The sequence below is a fragment of the Streptomyces sp. NBRC 110028 genome, assembly GCF_001417735.1.
GTDB lineage: Bacteria > Actinomycetota > Actinomycetes > Streptomycetales > Streptomycetaceae > Streptomyces.
Window position 1 is genome coordinate 41,750 of the sequence record NZ_BBUZ01000041.1, and the last position, 16,267, is coordinate 58,016.

The 16,267-nt window shown below is 70.2% G+C and carries 12 protein-coding genes and 1 pseudogene; 6 read left to right on the top strand and 7 right to left on the bottom strand.

Going from position 1 to position 16,267, the window contains the following annotated elements:
• Nucleotides 1-376: 376 nt before the first annotated feature.
• Both ASC60_RS31625 and ASC60_RS31630 read right to left on the bottom strand, forming a co-directional pair.
• Nucleotides 377-2,020: an amidohydrolase gene (locus ASC60_RS31625; RefSeq protein WP_055556998.1), complete on the bottom strand. Its 1,644-nt coding sequence runs from the start codon at nt 2,018-2,020 to the stop codon at nt 377-379.
• Between the two features lie 81 nt (nt 2,021-2,101).
• On the bottom strand, nt 2,102-2,542 hold the full coding sequence (locus tag ASC60_RS31630) for an Lrp/AsnC family transcriptional regulator (RefSeq protein WP_055557000.1): 441 nt from the start codon (nt 2,540-2,542) through the stop codon (nt 2,102-2,104).
• Between the two features lie 217 nt (nt 2,543-2,759).
• On the opposite strand from ASC60_RS31630, the gene ASC60_RS31635 reads away from it, so the two are divergent.
• The gene (locus tag ASC60_RS31635; RefSeq protein WP_199831097.1) at nt 2,760-3,134 is read left to right on the top strand and encodes a hypothetical protein; all 375 of its coding nucleotides are present in this window, start codon (nt 2,760-2,762) and stop codon (nt 3,132-3,134) included.
• A 60-nt stretch (nt 3,135-3,194) separates the two neighbouring features.
• Here the strand turns inward: ASC60_RS31635 and ASC60_RS31640 are convergent, their stop codons facing one another.
• Nucleotides 3,195-4,367 carry an acyl-CoA dehydrogenase family protein gene (locus tag ASC60_RS31640; protein ID WP_055557005.1) on the bottom strand — a complete coding sequence of 391 codons (1,173 nt, stop codon included), beginning with the start codon at nt 4,365-4,367 and terminating at the stop codon, nt 3,195-3,197.
• A 347-nt stretch (nt 4,368-4,714) separates the two neighbouring features.
• On the opposite strand from ASC60_RS31640, the gene ASC60_RS31645 reads away from it, so the two are divergent.
• The 4 genes from ASC60_RS31645 (at nt 4,715) to ASC60_RS31655 (ending at nt 9,345) form a co-directional block, all read left to right on the top strand.
• Entirely contained in the window at nt 4,715-5,965 is a 1,251-nt protein-coding gene (locus ASC60_RS31645; protein ID WP_055557007.1) for a glycoside hydrolase family 18 protein, read from the top strand.
• A gap of 259 nt (nt 5,966-6,224) precedes the next feature.
• Nucleotides 6,225-6,377, top strand: a complete 153-nt coding sequence (locus ASC60_RS42390; RefSeq protein ID WP_199831098.1) for a hypothetical protein — start codon at nt 6,225-6,227, stop codon at nt 6,375-6,377.
• 44 nt (nt 6,378-6,421) lie between these two features.
• Entirely contained in the window at nt 6,422-7,753 is a 1,332-nt protein-coding gene (locus ASC60_RS31650; protein WP_055557009.1) for a GAF domain-containing protein, read from the top strand.
• 68 nt (nt 7,754-7,821) lie between these two features.
• Nucleotides 7,822-9,345, top strand: coding sequence for an aldehyde dehydrogenase family protein (locus ASC60_RS31655; RefSeq protein ID WP_055557011.1), 1,524 nt, complete (start codon nt 7,822-7,824; stop codon nt 9,343-9,345).
• A 78-nt stretch (nt 9,346-9,423) separates the two neighbouring features.
• Here the strand turns inward: ASC60_RS31655 and ASC60_RS31660 are convergent.
• Nucleotides 9,424-10,593 (bottom strand): annotated as a pseudogene (locus ASC60_RS31660) (endo-1,4-beta-xylanase); the annotation flags it as partial.
• A gap of 557 nt (nt 10,594-11,150) precedes the next feature.
• Here ASC60_RS31660 and ASC60_RS31665 point away from each other — a divergent pair.
• Nucleotides 11,151-12,215 carry a non-reducing end alpha-L-arabinofuranosidase family hydrolase gene (locus ASC60_RS31665; protein WP_055557017.1) on the top strand — a complete coding sequence of 355 codons (1,065 nt, stop codon included), beginning with the start codon at nt 11,151-11,153 and terminating at the stop codon, nt 12,213-12,215.
• A gap of 221 nt (nt 12,216-12,436) precedes the next feature.
• Here the strand turns inward: ASC60_RS31665 and ASC60_RS31670 are convergent, their stop codons facing one another.
• The 3 genes from ASC60_RS31670 to ASC60_RS31680 form a co-directional block, all read right to left on the bottom strand.
• A complete protein-coding gene (locus ASC60_RS31670; protein WP_199831099.1) occupies nt 12,437-13,381 on the bottom strand; it encodes a glycoside hydrolase family 26 protein in 945 nt (314 codons plus the stop codon).
• A 139-nt stretch (nt 13,382-13,520) separates the two neighbouring features.
• Nucleotides 13,521-14,789 (bottom strand): sensor histidine kinase KdpD, encoded by a 1,269-nt coding sequence (locus ASC60_RS31675; RefSeq protein WP_234357212.1) that lies wholly within the window; start codon nt 14,787-14,789, stop codon nt 13,521-13,523.
• Nucleotides 14,786-15,451, bottom strand: a complete 666-nt coding sequence (locus ASC60_RS31680; protein ID WP_055557019.1) for a response regulator transcription factor — start codon at nt 15,449-15,451, stop codon at nt 14,786-14,788. Before ASC60_RS31680 ends, ASC60_RS31675 begins: the two co-directional genes overlap by 4 nt.
• Between the last annotated feature and the right edge of the window lie 816 nt (nt 15,452-16,267).

Genomic DNA, 16,267 nt, shown 5'->3' on the forward strand with positions numbered 1-16,267 from the left:
CCCTTCGGGCCGACCTGGGACCCGCTGGCTGCGGGTCGACCGAGAGCCGTTGTCTACTGAGCGTCCGGGCCCCTCCCGGGTCGCACCTGCCGACCCGGCGACCCTCCCTCGCCCCCGTGCGCTGGACCTGGCTCCCAGTGGTGACGGCCTGGGCGGCGCGTCTCCCTCTGGCCCAGCGGCGTTCGACGACTGCGTGAAGATTCCCCGGTCGGGTGTCCAGTGGTGGACGGGGCCGAACCTACCGGCCACCGACCGGACCCTGTCAACAGTCGCATGACCTGCGCGGTTTCCTCAAATGACCAGGTCAGTACGGACAATGTTCAGCTGTCGCGACAGGCCGGTGGCACATCGTTCGGCGGTACGCGAACGCGTAGCGTCACTCGTCCGGACGGCTGTGCACGGTGCGTCCGCCCACCACCGTGCGCACGCACAGGGGCAGTTGGCCGCCGGGGGTGAGGTCGGGCAGCCCGGGCGTGCCGGAGCGCGGATCGGTCGACCAGCCCGCCACCCGCGTGTCGGGGACCTGGACGAGGAGTTCACCGGTCCGCCACACCGCGTAATCGGCGGGCGCGCCGGGCACCAGGACGCCCGCGTCGTCCCGTCCGACGGCCCGCCAGCCGCCGCGGGTGTGGGCGGTGAAGGCGGCGCGGGCGGAGACCCGGTGCTCAGGGGTGCGGTGGAAGGCGGCGGCGCGCACGGTGCCCCACGGGTCCAGCGGGGTGACGGGGCTGTCGGAGCCGAGCGCCAGGGGCACCCCGGCCCGCAGCAGCGCCGCGTACGGGTTGAGGGTGCGGGCCCGCTCGGGGCCGAGCCGCTGGGCGTACATGCCCTCCTCGCCGCCCCAGGCGGCGTCGAAGGCGGGCTGGACGGAGGCGGTGAGGCCGAGGTCGGCGAAGGCGGCGATGGTCTCGTCGGTGAGCATCTCGGCGTGTTCGACGCGGTGCCGGGCGGCCCGGACCCGGGCCAGGCCGACCTTGTCCGCGGCGGCCCGTACGCCCTCGACGACGGCGGAGACGGCGGCGTCGCCGATGGCGTGGAACCCGGCCTGGACGCCGCCCTCGGTGCAGACGGCGACATGGGCGGCGACGGCGGCCGCGTCCAGGTAGGCGGTGCCGGTGTGCGGCGCGTCGGCGTAGGGCTGGTGGAGGCAGGCGGTGTGGGAGCCGAGGGCGCCGTCCACGAAGAGGTCCCCGGCGGCTCCGGCGGCGCCCAGCGCCCGCACCTTCTCCAGGCCGGCGGGGCCGGTCACGGCCTCGGCCCAGTAGCCGTGGACCCGGGGGCCGGACCCCTCGGCGGCGAGCCGCAGCAGCCCGGTGAGGTCGTCCTCGCCCGAGATGCCGGGGCCCGCGCATTCGTGGACCGAGCCGATGCCCACCGAGGCGGCGTGGGCGAGGGCGGCGCGCTGGGCGTCCTCGCGCTGGCGCGCCGTCACGCTCGCGTACGCGGCGGCGCGCACGGCGTGGTGGGCGTCGGCGGTCAGGGGCGCGTCGGGGTGGTAGCCGGTGCGGGCGGTGATGTCCGGGACGCGGTCGAGCAGCGCGGTGGTGACCACCGCGGAGTGCACATCGGCGCGGCTGAGGTAGAGGGGCCGGCCGCCGGTGGCCTCGTCCAGTTCGGCGCGGGAAGGCGGGCGGCCGCCGGACCAGCCGCTGGCGTCCCAGCCATGGCCGAGAAGCATCTGGTCGGCGGGGTGGGCGGCGGCGTGCGCGCGGACCCGCTCCAGGGCGTCGGCGAGGGTGGGGGCACCCGTCAGATCGAGACCTGTGAGGGCGAGTCCGGTGGCGGTGGTGTGCACATGCGCATCGGTGAACGCGGGGGTGACCAGCGCCCCGTCCAGCCCCACCACCTCGTCCACGCCGTCGGCGAAGCCGTCCGCGGCGCCCTCGGAGCCGACCCAGGCGATGGTGTCGCCCTCGATGACCATCGCGGTCGCGAACGGATCGGCGGGGCTGTGCACCTCGCCCCCGCGCAGCAGGACGGTACGGCCTTCATCGGCCTGGACGGGGGTCGGGTCGTTCACGGCGGGCTGCCTCGCGGGGTCGGTTTTCGGACGATCCGGGCACCGGGGATCACACGTCCGACCGGGCCCGTACGGGGGGGGTCAGACGCGCGGCGGGCGCGCCTCGTACGGAGTGGACAGGACGACGGTGGTGCGGGTGGAGACGCCGGCCAGCGAGCGGATCCGGCTGAGCAGGTGCTCCAGCTCCAGCGGGGTGGCGACGCGCACCTTGAGGATGTAGTTCTCGTCGCCCGCGACGCTGTGGCACGCCTCGATCTCGGGCACCTCGGCGAGCCGGTCGGCGATGTCGTCCGGCGCGCTCGGGTCGAAGGGTTTGACCGAGATGAAGGCGGTCAGGGGCAGCCCCACGGCCTCCGGGTCCACCACGGCCGCGTATCCGCGGATCACGCCCCGCTGTTCCAGGCGGCGGACCCGCTGGTGCACGGCCGATGTGGACAGGCCGGTGGCCTTGCCCAGGTCCGTGTAGCTCATCCGCCCGTCCTTGACGAGCAGCTCCGCGATTTGTCTGTCCAACTCCTCCACAGCCGATCACCTTATGTGGTCGGAAGGCTCTCGGCACAGCGGGCACACCTCGTGGATCGGTCCGGAACGCGAAGCATCTGCACGGGGCATGTGACGAACACCACATCTCCTGGCGAGTGTCCTATGAGATGCGGCGATTACCTATGCGACGGCGAGGGAAATGCTTGCTGTGGTCGAGGCCGACGCGCCTGGCCAGCCCACCCGAGGGGGAAATCTCATGCCCTACGTCGAGCGCCTCGATGAAGGCGACATCGAATCGTACGAAACATACGAAATGTTCCGGGTCATCTGCCCGGACTGCGCGCAGCCCATCGCGCTGCTCGCGGACGAGGACGTTCTCCCGGAGCACGCGCTGTGCCCGTCTCCGTGGAACCCGTTCGGACTGACGGTGTGCGCCGGCACCGGACGCGGGGTGGCGGACGCCGCCGCCGCGGACGCCTCGCTCGACGCGCACGAGCGGGACGCGGCGCTGCTGCTGACGCTGCCGGCGGGCCTGGACTGGCGGAAGCAGCCGTTCTCGCACATCGGCGGCCCGGGCTCGCGCCCGATCAGGACGCCGATGACGGTGCGCCACGCCGCGTCCCGCCCGTAAGGCCCGTGGCGAACGCGCATACGGCGGGGGCCCGGCACGGCCGCGCCCCCTACCGCTCACCTACCGGCTCTCGGGTCCCGCGACGCTGCGCGCGATGACCACACGCTGGATCTGGTTGGTGCCCTCCACGATCTGCAGGACCTTGGCCTCGCGCATGTAGCGCTCGACCGGGAAGTCCGCCGTGTAGCCGTAGCCGCCGAACAGCTGGACCGCGTCGGTGGTGACGCGCATCGCGGTGTCGGTGCAGAACAGCTTGGCCATGGCCGCCTGCTTGGAGAACGGCCGTCCCGCGTCCCGCAGCCGGGCGGCGGCCAGGTAGAGGGCGCGCCCGGCCTCGATCTGGGTTGCCATGTCGGCCAGCATGAAGCGCAGCCCCTGGAAGTCGGCTATCGGACGGCCGAACTGCTTGCGCTGCGCGGTGTACGCCAGCGCCTCGTCCAGCGCCGCCTGCGCGAGGCCGATCGCGCAGGCCGCGATGCCCAGGCGGCCCGCTTCGAGGGCGGACAGGGCGATGGCGAAGCCCTGGCCCTCGTCGCCGATCCGGCGGGTGTCGGGGACCCGGACCCGGTCCAGGTGGATCTGCGCGGTGGGTGACCCGTTCATGCCCATCTTGCGCTCGGGGGCGGCCGCGGAAAGCCCGGGGGCGTCGCCGGGCACCAGGAACGCGCTGATGCCACGGGTGCGCTCGGGGCCGGTGCGGGCGAGGACGGTGTAGAAGTCGGCGATGCCGCCGTGGGTGATCCACGCCTTGCCGCCCTCCAGCGTCCAGGTGCCGCCCTCCCGGGTGGCGCGGGTGGTGAGGGCGGCGGCGTCGGACCCGGAGGCGGGCTCGGAGAGGCAGTACGCGCCGAGCAGTCCACCGCCGAGCATCGCCGGAAGGTGCTCGGCCAGCTGCTCCTTGGTGCCGTACCGGGCGAGGCCGTGGCAGGCCAGGGTGTGGACGCTGACGCCGAGGCCGACGGTGAGGCGGGCCGCGGCCAGCTCCTCCAGGACCTGGAGGTAGACCTCGTACGGCTGGCCGCCGCCGCCGAACTCCTCGGGGTACACCAGCCCCAGCAGCCCCGACTCGGACAGCAGGGTGAACAGTTCGCGGGGGAAGTGCCCCGCGGCCTCCTCCTCGGCGGCTCGGGGGCGGATCTCCCGTTCGACCAGCTCGCGGACGAGCGAGATCAGGTCGCGGGCTTCCTCGGTGGGCAGTTCGCGTTCCACCGGCTGCGGGCCGTGGTCGGTCATGGCGGCGCTCTCCTCTCCCTGTAGGGCGCGGCGGCGGCGTGCGCGCCCGGTGGGGCGGCGCCGCCGGTGTCCTGCCTCGCCGCCGGTCCTCCCGCCGGATCGCGAACGGGTGACGACCTGCACCGTGGCGGTTGGAGTATGCCCGATCGGGGGCCCGCTTCACCGATGTATCGATCTTCAACCACATTCCTCCGTCCGGGTGTTACCCGGACCGGATTGGCCCAGACCATTGACCCCACTGGTCTAGTCCTTCTACCGTTCTCCCACCCTGCCCTGCGCGTGCATGTCAATATCGGGGCAGGTCGTCGGGCACTTCACCTCCCCTCACCCCCCACCGAGGAGAACCCATGCTCAGACCACGCGGGATACGGGCCGCCCTCGCGGCCCTCTCGACAGCGGTGCTGACCGCGACGCTGCTCGCGGGCGCGGCGACGGCCAGCCCGAGTGCCGCCCCGGCGGAGCCCCCCACCACCGCCAAGGCCGCGGAAGCGGCCGGCGACAAGGTCGTCGGCTACTTCACCGAATGGGGCGTCTACCAGCGGAACTACCACGTGAAGAACGTGGAGACCTCCGGGTCCGCCGCCAAGCTCACCCACATCAACTATGCCTTCGGCAATGTCACCGGCGGCAAATGCGCGATAGGTGACGCCTACGCCGACTACGACAAGGCCTACGACGCGGCGGGCAGCGTCGACGGCAAGGCCGACACCTGGGACGCCGGGGCGCTGCGCGGCAACTTCAACCAACTGCGCAAGCTCAAGAAGCTGCACCCGAACCTCAAGGTCCTGTGGTCCTTCGGCGGCTGGACCTGGTCGTCCGGGTTCGGCGAGGCGGCCAGGAACCCCGCGGCGTTCGCCGAGTCCTGCTACAACCTGGTCGAGGACCCGCGCTGGGCGGACGTCTTCGACGGCATCGACATCGACTGGGAGTACCCCAACGCCTGCGGCAACACCTGCGACACCAGCGGCCGGGCCGCGTTCAAGAACCTGATGGCCGCGCTGCGCGCCAAGTTCGGCCAGAACAACCTGGTCACCGCCGCGATCACGGCCGACGCCTCGTCCGGCGGCAAGATCGACGCCGCGGACTACGCGGGCGCCGCGCAGTACGTGGACTGGTACAACCCGATGACGTACGACTTCTTCGGCGCCTGGGCGGCCAAGGGCCCCACCGCCCCGCACTCGCCCCTCACCTCCTACAGCGGCATGCCCCAGCAGGGCTTCTCCACCGACGCCGCGATCCAGAAGCTCAAGGGGCTCGGCGTCCCGGCCTCGAAGCTGCTGCTGGGCATCGGTTTCTACGGACGCGGCTGGACCGGCGTCAGCCAGGCCGCCCCCGGCGGCACCGCGACCGGCGCCGCGCCGGGCACGTACGAGGCGGGTATCGAGGACTACAAGGTGCTCAAGAGCAAGTGCCCGGCCACCGGCACGGTCGCCGGGACGGCCTACGCGCACTGCGGCAGCGAGTGGTGGAGCTATGACACCCCCGCCACCATCGCCGGGAAGATGACCTACAAGCAGCAGCAGGGTCTCGGCGGCACCTTCTTCTGGGAGCTGAGCGGCGACACCGGCAACGGAGAGCTGATCAAGTCCATCCGCTGAACCGGGCAAGAGGTACGAAGGAGCCGGGAGCGCATGCGCTCCCGGCTCCTTCGTACCCGCCGGTAACGCGGTGCGCAAGCGCCTCGCGCGTATGCCGCACGCATGTGCCGAAAACCCGTGTTCCGGTGAACCGATCCAGCACCGGAGCCGTATCGCAACGCGGCTTGTTCTGACTATTGCGGGGCATCCGCCTCACAAGGAAATCTGAGCGCTGGGGTGGCCCTGACCGGCCCGTTGCGCATGAACCAAAGGATCGATCATGAGTTCCGAGCAGTGCCCGAGCTGTGGCGGCCAACTCGCCGTCAACCAGGACGGGTGGAAGATCTGCCACTCCTGCGGCTACGCCTCACCGCCCGGCTTCGTGCCCGCTCCCGCGCCCGGCGACTGCGTCGCCCCCGCCACCCCCACCTGAACCCCCGTCCCACCCGCCCCTTCGTACCCGTTGAGCGAGGCCCCGTGGTCAATCCCTGGCTGGCGATGGCGTCCGGCACCGATCCGGCGGAGCGCACCCGGGTGGTGCGCCGCGCGCACGAGGTGTTCCTGACGGAGGGGGCCATGGGCCCGGCCGTCCGCCCGGTGGTGGCGGACTCCTGGCGGCGCTCGGCCGACGCCCGGGTGGCGCAGGAGTGCGCGGCACCGATCGATCTGGTGGACGACGCGCTGGAGGCGTACCGGGCGGACCATCCGCTGGCCGGGGTGATGCCCCTCTTCCGCGAGCTGCTGGGGAGCATCGCGCACGACGGCGCCCATCTCCTCGCGGTCTGCGACGACCTCGGCCGCATGCTGTGGGTGGAGGGGCACGCGGGGATGCGCCACCGGGCCGAGCGGATGAACTTCGTCGCCGGGGCCCGCTGGGACGAGCGCCACGCCGGCACCAACGCGCCCGGCACCGCGCTCACCCTCGACCACGCGGTGCAGATTTTCGCCGCCGAGCACTTCAACCGCAGCGTGCAGCCCTGGACCTGCGCCGCGGCCCCCATCCACGATCCGCACTCCGGGCGGCTGCTGGGCGCGGTGGACCTCACCGGCGGCGACCATCTCGCCGCCCCGCACAGCCTCGCCCTGGTCCAGGCGACCGCCCGCGCCGCCGAGGCGCAGCTGGCGGCGCTCGCGCCCCCGGCGCGCGGGCCACGCGTGGCGCTGACGGCGCTGGGCCGCGACGAGGCGCTGCTGGTCACCGAGGGGCGGCGGCTGCGGCTGGGGCGGCGGCACAGCGAGATCATGGTGCTGCTCGCGGGCCATCCGGAGGGCCTGAGCGGCGCCCGGCTGGCGCTGGAGCTGTACGGGCCGCGGGCCGACCACCGCTCGCCGGTGACGCTGCGCGCCGAGATGTCCCGGCTGCGCAGGCTGGTGGGCCCGCTGCTGGGCTCGCGCCCGTACCGGCTGTGCGCACCGCTGCGGACCGATGCGGGCGTGGCCGCCGAGGAGTTGGCGGCCGGTGAGGTGGCCGCGGCGCTGCGGGCGTATCCGGGGCCGCTGCTGCCGATGTCGGAGGCGCCGGGGGTGTGCCGGATGCGGCGGACGCTGGAGGACGGGCTGCGGCGGGCGGTGCTCTCGCGCGGTGACCCGGAGCTGCTGCGGCGCTGGGCGCAGACGCCGTGGGGCGAGGACGACCTGGAGGTGGCGGAGGCGCTGCTGGCCGCCCATCCGCCGCACTCCCCCGGCCGGGCGGCCCCGGCGGCGCGGGTGCGGCGGCTGCGCGAGGTGTACGGAGTGGCGGGCGGCGGCCCGGAGGACAACTGCCGGGAGCACAGGGACGCAACGTTGCCGCAACGTTGCCGCGCCTAGCCTCCCCCACATCTCCGTCCGTCCCGTGGCGGGCGGAGCCCGCAGGCACGACAGGGAGGGCCGCCCCCATGACGCGTTACGCAAACCCCGGCTCCGAGGGATCGGTTGTCAGCTACCAGCCGCGCTACGACCACTGGATCGGCGGGGAGTACGTACCCCCCGCCAAGGGCCGCTACTTCGAGAACCCGACGCCGGTGAACGGGCAGCCGTTCACCGAGATCGCCCGGGGCACCGCCGAGGACGTCGAGCGGGCCCTGGACGCCGCGCACGCCGCCGCGCACGCCTGGGGCCGTACCGCGCCCGCCGAGCGCGCCGCGGTGCTGCTGAGGATCGCCGACCGCATGGAGCAGCATCTGGAGGAGCTTGCGGTCGCGGAGAGCTGGGAGAACGGCAAACCGGTGCGGGAGACCCTCGCCGCCGACATCCCGCTGGCCATCGACCACTTCCGCTACTTCGCGGGGGCGATCCGGGCCCAGGAGGGCAGTCTCTCCGAGATCGACGACGACACGGTCGCCTACCACTTCCACGAGCCGCTGGGCGTGGTCGCCCAGATCATCCCGTGGAACTTCCCCATCCTGATGGCCGCCTGGAAGCTCGCCCCGGCGCTGGCCGCGGGCAACGCGGTGGTCCTCAAGCCCGCCGAGCAGACGCCCGCCTCGCTCCACGTCTGGCTGAACCGGGTGGCGGACCTGCTGCCGCCGGGCGTGGTCAACATCGTCAACGGCTTCGGGGTGGAGGCCGGGAAGCCGCTGGCCTCCAACGCGCGCGTCGCCAAGGTCGCCTTCACCGGCGAGACCACGACCGGCCGGCTGATCATGCAGTACGCGAGCGAGAACCTGATCCCGGTCACACTGGAACTCGGCGGCAAGAGCCCGAACATCTTCTTCGACGACGTCTCCGCCGCCGACGACGACTTCCTCGACAAGGCCCTCGAGGGCTTCACGATGTTCGCCCTCAACCAGGGCGAGGTGTGCACGTGTCCGTCGCGTGCGCTGATCCAGGGCGGCCACTACCAGGACTTCATGGACGCGGCCGTGGCCCGCACGGAGAAGATCACCCAGGGGCATCCGCTGGACACCGGCACCATGATGGGCGCCCAGGCGTCCAATGACCAGCTGGAGAAGATCCTCTCCTACCTGGACATCGGCAAGCAGGAGGGCGCCCGCGTCCTCACCGGCGGCACCCGCGCCGAGCTGGGCGGCGAGCTGGAGGGCGGCTACTACGTGCGCCCCACCATCTTCGAGGGCGGCAACCACATGCGCGTCTTCCAGGAGGAGATCTTCGGGCCGGTGGTGGCCGTGGCCCGGTTCGCGGACTTCTCGGAGGCGATCGAGATCGCCAATGACACGCTGTACGGGCTGGGCGCGGGCGTCTGGACCCGGAACGGCACCGCCGCGTACCGGGCCGGCCGGGCGATCCAGGCGGGCCGGGTGTGGACGAACTGCTACCACGCCTACCCGGCACACGCCGCCTTCGGCGGCTACAAGCAGTCGGGCATCGGGCGCGAGAACCACAAGATGATGCTGGACCACTACCAGCAGACGAAGAATCTTCTGGTGTCGTACTCGCCGAAGAGGCTGGGCTTCTTCTAGAGCCTGAAGCCGGTTGCCAGGAGGCACGGCGGAGTGGCGCCAGGATGATCCTGGCGCCACTCCGCCGACGTCCCATCAGGTGCGTGTCCAGCGCTGGTTGCCGTCGTTCGAGCAGGTGGAGAGCTGGATCAGAGGGCCGTCGGTGGTGCTGGTGCCGGGCACGTCCAGACAGCGGCCCGAACCGGCGCCCTCGATCTGTCAGGAATGCGCGGGGGATGTGGTGGAGCCGCCGTTGAGCGCGTTGAGGACGGAGGTGTAGGCGGGCTTCTTGCTGCCGTTACCGTTGAACAGCAGCGGCGTCTGATCCGATCGCCAGGAATCGGTGTCGCGCACACCCCAGACGGTGATGCCGAGGCAGCGCGGGACCGCCAGACAGTCGTTGGTCACGTTGGCGTAGGTCGCGGCCGGGGCGCCCTGGATGTCGAGTTCGGTGATGGCCACGTCGACGCCGAGGGCGGCGAAGTTCTGCAGGGTGGTGCGGAAGTTGCTGTTGTAGGGGCTTCCGCTGTTGAAGTGCGACTGGAAGCCGACGCAGTCGATCGGCACGCCGCGCTGCTTGAAGTCCCGGACCATGGAGTACACGGCCTGGGTCTTGGCCCAGGTCCAGTTCTCGATGTTGTAGTCGTTGTAGCAGAGCTTGGCCGCCGGGTCGGCGGCGCGCGCGGTGCGGAAGGCGACCTCGATCCAGTCGTTGCCCGTGCGCTGCAGGTTGGAGTCGCGCCGGGCTCCCGAATTGCCGTCGGCGTAGGCCTCGTTCACGACGTCCCACTGGGCGATCTTGCCCTTGTAGTGGGCCATCACGCCATTGATGTGGCCGATCATCGCCTGGCGCAGCGCGCTGCCGCTGAGGCTCTGCATCCAGCCGGGCTGCTGGGAGTGCCAGGCCAGGGTGTGGCCGCGCACCCGCTTGCCGTTCTGCACCGCCCAGTTGTAGACGCGGTCACCGGCGCTGAAGTTGAACTGGCCCCGCTGCGGTTCGGTGGCGTCGATCTTCATCTCGTTCTCGGCCGTCACCGAGTTGAACTCACGGCCCGCGATCGTCGTGTACGCCGAGTCGCCCAGCCTGCCCGAGGCGATGGCGGTGCCGAAGTAGCGGCCGCTCTGCGCCGCCGCGGCGCCGAGCGTGTTCTCGGCGGCGTGTGCGGTCGGCGGCGCGACCAGCGCGGCGACGACGCCGACGACCAGCGCCACCAGCAGGCCGCGGATCTTCCTGCGGACAACGGGTTCGGGAAGGGCATACGAGCCCATGACTGTGCCTCCAAGGTAGGAATCACGGAAGGACTGAAGGCGCAGGGGATGCGTCGTCAGCTCCCCCTCGGCAGACGGAACGTGACGGGGTGGCGCAGGCTTTGGTGCGCGGCTCTGTGGTGCGGCCATGCGGGGACCTGCCGTGCGACACCACCATGGTTCGATATCGCGAACCATGACCGGCCCCTCAGGCAGGGATGATTGAGGCATTGACGATGTCTCGTCAATACTCCCCGCAGGAGAAGTTTCCGTTCCTCCTCCGAAACTTTCCGGAATCCTGGTGAGCCGCACGGCGCACCCCGGCGCCACCATCGACGGATGCCGCAGGGCCGGGTGCGGGGCGAGCGTGCGGGTGCGGACACTGCTCGCCAAGCCCCGAGGGAGGCGCTGTTTGTGGACAGATCGGCGCCAGGCCTTGACCAGAGGACCCCACATTCCTAGCTTGTGGCGTCAGAGCATCCGGAACTTCTCCGAAATGTTCCGGAAATCCCCCCGGCACGTCCGCTCCGCGGTTCATCAGGGACACCTCACCCCCGCCCCCTCAAGGAGGCCCGCTGATGTGGTTTCGCCATCTGCCCCAAGCCCGCCCAAAACGCTTACTCGCCGCGCTCGCGCCCCTGCTGCTCGTGTCCACCTTCCTCGGCGCCCACCAGCCCGCAGGCGCGGCGACCGTGGACCCCGACGCCTCGTATGCCAGCGGCGACAACCTCAGCGCGTGCGATCTTCCGTCGACCTACCGCTGGACATCAACGGGCGCGCTGGCCCAGCCCAAGTCGGGGTGGGTCTCGCTCAAGGACTTCACTGTCGTCCCCTACAACGGCAAGCAACTCGTCTACGCGACGACGCACGACACGGGGACGAGATGGGGTTCGATGAACTTCAGCCCGTTCACCAACTGGTCGGAGATGGCCTCGGCCGGCCAGAACACGATGTCGGCCTCCACCGTGGCGCCCACGCTCTTCTACTTCGCGCCGAAGAACATCTGGGTGCTCGCCTACCAATGGGGTGGGACCGCCTTCTCCTACCGGACGTCGAGCGACCCCACCAACCCGAATGGCTGGTCATCGCAGCAGGTGCTCTTCTCCGGAAGCATCGCCGGCTCCGGAACGGGACCCATCGACCAGACGCTCATCGCCGACGGGACGAACATGTACCTGTTCTTCGCCGGTGACAACGGCAAGATCTACCGGGCCAGCATGCCGATCGGGAACTTCCCGGGCAGCTTCGGCTCGAACTCGACCGTGGTCATGAGCGATACGACGAACAACCTGTTCGAAGCCCCGCAGGTCTACAAGCTCCAGGACCAGAACCGCTACCTCATGATCGTCGAGGCGATCGGCTCGAAGGGCCGCTACTTCCGCTCGTTCACGGCCACCAGTCTGAACGGCTCATGGACACCCCAGGCCGCGACCGAGAGCAATCCCTTCGCCGGCAAGGCCAACAGCGGCGCCACCTGGACCAACGACATCAGCCATGGCGAACTGATCCGCACCAGCCCCGATCAGACCATGACCGTCGATCCCTGCCATCTGCAGTTGCTCTACCAGGGGCGCAGCCCCAACTCCGGCGGCGACTACGGACTCCTGCCCTACCGTCCGGGTCTGCTGACTCTGCAGCGCTGACGGCGTGGCACGAGTCCGGCTCCGGTCTGGAGCCGGCCGGTGCGGGCTCGGCGGGAGGCCGAGCCCGCACCGGCCTCGGGGACCGGGCGTGGTGGCTGATGGTGAAGATCACTCGGCCGGCCGCCCGGAGGACGTCGATCTCATTCCCGCTCTGTCCTCTGCGTGCCGCTCCGAACAGCCATGGCCGCGGGTTCACAGCGGATGGACCGCGTCGGAGGAGATCATGGATTGAGGTAAGGGTCCTTCGCCATGCGCGCGTAGGACGCAAGCGACGACGGCGAGGAGTTGATCTGCCAGTGGCGTTCCTTGTCGACGTCGAACCACACGAGCGCCTTGATCAACGGAAACTTGGTCTTCAGTGTCGGGACGACGCCGTCGATCCAGGACGCTTTGCTGCCCCCGACCTCATCGGACGCCATTTCGCCGATGATGATGGGCTTGCCCTTCTTGGCGAGCTTGGCGTAGACGTCGGCGAAGAGGTCACCGAAGCTCTGCCACTCGAAGTCCGGGTCGGACGTGCCCCAGTTGTATCCGTCGACACCGGTCCAGTCGACGTATCGGTCGCCGGGGTAGTAGGCCATGGTCTCCGGGGCGTCGGGGCTGTCGGTGACGTTCGGGCACCACGCCCAGACGACGTTTGTGGCGCCTCGCCCCTCGAAGATGTCATGGATGTGGCGGTACGCGGCGATGTATTTCGCCGGGTCGTGCCCGCCCCAGCCCTCCCCCTCGTTCATCTCGGCCGCGAAGTCGAGGAAGAATTTCTTGCCGAGCGCCTTGGCCCCGTCGGCGCGCTTTCGGATCGTCGTGTCCAGCTTTCCGCTGATGATGTCGTCGAAGTCGACGTCGAACGGTTCCCAATTGACCAGCGGGATGCGACCGGCAGCGAAATCCGCACGCGTGGTCGAGGAACGGGCCCAGTCGTCCGCCCAGTTGTAGTAAGTGAGATGGACGGCTGGGCTCCGCCCTATGCGCGCGTCGGTCTCGGTCATCGTGCCCGCACCGTAGAAATGGCCGAGAAGCGCTCCGCGGGCGGGGACGAGAGGCCCCTCGCCCGGGATCTGCGCCGGAGCGGAGGTCTGAGAGCCGGCCGCCAACTCGGCCCTCCGGTCCCGTTCTGAGCTGGAACACGCGGTGGCGAGTGCGGTGAGCGTCATCATCAGCACCATCGCCACGACGCCCGTGATGGAGCGGCGGGACCGTGTGCTCTCCGAGGACCGCTGCGGATGAGGGGTGGCATACCACCGCATGAGGTGTCTCTTCACGCTCTCAGAATGCCGACCGGTCCATGAGGGGACGATGAGGCGGTCAGGAGGGGGAGTGCTGGGGGAGCACAAGTTCCACGAGCGCTCCGTCTCCCGGCGACTGGACCGCACCAGCCCTTCCACCGTGCAACTCGGCAACCCAGCGGACGATGGGAAGGCCGACGCCGATGCCGCCGCGGCCACCCGTCACGCGGTCGCCGAAGATCCTCTCGCGCTCAGCCGGGGCGATCCCCGGCCCCCAGTCCCGAACCGAGACTCTGCCCGCCGCGACATGCACATCCACCGGTGGCGGCCCATCGGCCGCCGCACCATGGCGCAGGGCGTTCGCTATGAGATTGCGCACCGCCTGTGCCAGGAGGTCAGGATCGCCGAGCACGATGGTTGCCTCGGTCCGCAGCATGATGTCCGCGTTCGTGTCCGGGAGTTCGTCCACCACCTGCTCGACCAGCTGGTCCAACCGCAGGGGTGTGAGTTCCAGCTGCCGGCTTCCCGCCTCGATGCGGGCCCGGCTGAGCAGCCCGGCCACCACGCGGTCCAAGTGGTCGACCAACCGGACCGCGTCAGGCATCGCCGAGGCCGCGCGTGGCGTTGCGGTGTCGCTGTTCTCCATGGTCAGGCGCAGAGTGGCGAGCGGAGTACGCAGTTCGTGGGCCGCCTCGGCCAAGAACTGCTCCTGCTGGTCCAACGCGAGAAGGGCCGGGCGCATGCTCCGTCCGGACAGCAAGTGCCCGGTGCCGGCCGAGGCGAACACCAGAACGGCGCAGCCTGCTGTGAGCCATCGGACCAGTTCGGCGTGACTTCGCTCCTCGGGAGCCAACTCCACCGCGGTGAGTACGACAGCTCCGATGTCGTCAGTGTTCCAGACCGGCGCGGCCGCCCAGCGCAGCTTTCTGCCGTCAGCTCCCACCTTCGTCGCCAAGACCGTCCCCTGTTCTTGGACCGTGGATGTCCACAGAGCGTCGAGTCCGGACGCGTGCGGCAGCACGGCATGGGAGGGCCGCACCCAACGGACCTCGACGGGACCTGTGCCCACGCGCCGGAGTACCGCGGTCACGGTCGATGCCTTCGCGAGATCGTCTTCTGACAACGGTTCGAGGTGCAGCACCCCGTGGTCCATCCAGACGGCTCGGGACAATGCCGTCGCACGTGCACTCACCTGCGCGTCCAGACTGCGGGATGCGGACCGGGCATCGATGGAGGCGGCGATGAACACCAGCGTGATGAGGCAAGCGGCACTCACGGCCGCGTACACCAGCGTCAGTGTCCATCGCATCCGTCGCAGCCTGGCGGCGGCGGGACGGTCGTTGGTCACGCCGATCCACCGATGTGGTATCCGACGCCTCGGAGGGCGGTGATGAGATCAGGAGGCCCAAGCTTTCGGCGCAGCTGCCCTATCACGACGTCGACCACATTCGACATGGGGTCGCTCATCTCGTCCCAGCAGCTTTCGATCAGCTCGCTACGAGTGAGCACCTCTCCGGCTCGCAGCATCAGCGCTTCGAGCACGGCGAACTCCTTCGCGGTCAGCGTCAGCAGTACACCGGCGCGACGCACCCGTCGACTCGGCAGATCCAACGTCAGATCGCCGACGGCGAGCTCCGGCAGCCGTGGCGCCTGACCGCGCCGGCACAGGGCGCGCACCCGCGCGGTCAGCTCAGCCATGGCGAACGGCTTGACGAGGTAATCGTCGGCACCGTGCTCGAAGCCCGACACCCGGTCGTCGACGGTTCCCCAAGCGGTGAGTACCAGTACGGGTAATGCCCTGCCGGCGGTGCGCCACCTTTTGATCAGAGCGAGAGCATCACCGTCGGGCAGCCCACGGTCGGCGATCACGCAGTCGTAGGTGTTGACCGACGCCTTGAGATCGGCCTCCTCAAGGCACTCCGCCCGATCGACTGCGCATCCCACCTTCCGGAGTCCTGCTGCTATCGCCGGGCCGAGGTCGGGATCGTCTTCCACCACGAGCATGCGCATGACCGGCGAGCCTACAAGCTCATTACGTGGGCACCGAAGCACGGCGAGACCATCGGCGGGGCATGATCTCAGGGCGCCCGCCGGTGCCGCCAGACCGCCTACGTGCTGAAGCAGCACGTTTCCGAACAGCGCGGTGCGGCGCCGACGTGGCCCTCCGACCCGGCTCCGCAGGGCGGTGACTCGCGGGCAGTCCGAGCCGACCTGCGGCTTCTCCGCTCCCAGGGCTCATTCCGTCGGCCCCGACCGGATCGCCCGACTGCTTTTTACACGACAACGGGCCGGTAGGGAAGACGCCAAGACTAGGGATTCTCGCACTCACTGGGGCCGCTCTTTACACATCCTGTCCCGGCGCAAATACTAGTCGAAAGCGCAGTCCTCAAAATCGCTCGGAACCGGCAGGCACCACTGGGTTCAGTCGTCCTCCGGTGCGATGCAAAGGAGTGACCGTCTCCGTGCGTACCGTCTTACTCCTGTTACTCCTGCGCGCGTCACAGCGCCCATCACTCGCGTACGCTCCCTGTGGCGGCTCCGCCCTCCGGCGAAGGCCGTGTCCCTGTGTCCGGTGCGCCAGAGCACTGCATGAGACCGCCTGTACCGCCACCCGGCCCGGTGAGCTGCTCAGAACCTGACACCCCGCCCGCGGCCGATCTGATCGCTGCATCAACGGGGGTGGCGTTCGCCCGGAATTCCCCACGGGAATTATCCGGCGTCACACGCATGACCAGGTGACATATCGGCGCGCAATGCACATCGCTCCTTTCCGCATGCCCGCGGTGGTCTTTGTGTTGTGCGCACCGATTTCCCGAAAACCGTTCC

What these genes read in the sequence shown, in the direction of transcription:
- ASC60_RS31635 (WP_199831097.1), top strand. Translation starts at nt 2,760, where the DNA reads ATGCCCTACGTCGAGCGCCTCGATGAAGGCGACATCGAATCGTACGAA.
- ASC60_RS31640 (WP_055557005.1), bottom strand. Translation starts at nt 4,367, where the DNA reads ATGACCGACCACGGCCCGCAGCCGGTGGAACGCGAACTGCCCACCGAG.
- ASC60_RS31645 (WP_055557007.1), top strand. Translation starts at nt 4,715, where the DNA reads ATGCTCAGACCACGCGGGATACGGGCCGCCCTCGCGGCCCTCTCGACA.
- ASC60_RS42390 (WP_199831098.1), top strand. Translation starts at nt 6,225, where the DNA reads ATGAGTTCCGAGCAGTGCCCGAGCTGTGGCGGCCAACTCGCCGTCAAC.
- ASC60_RS31655 (WP_055557011.1), top strand. Translation starts at nt 7,822, where the DNA reads ATGACGCGTTACGCAAACCCCGGCTCCGAGGGATCGGTTGTCAGCTAC.
- ASC60_RS31665 (WP_055557017.1), top strand. Translation starts at nt 11,151, where the DNA reads ATGTGGTTTCGCCATCTGCCCCAAGCCCGCCCAAAACGCTTACTCGCC.
- ASC60_RS31670 (WP_199831099.1), bottom strand. Translation starts at nt 13,381, where the DNA reads ATGGTGCTGATGATGACGCTCACCGCACTCGCCACCGCGTGTTCCAGC.
- ASC60_RS31680 (WP_055557019.1), bottom strand. Translation starts at nt 15,451, where the DNA reads ATGCGCATGCTCGTGGTGGAAGACGATCCCGACCTCGGCCCGGCGATA.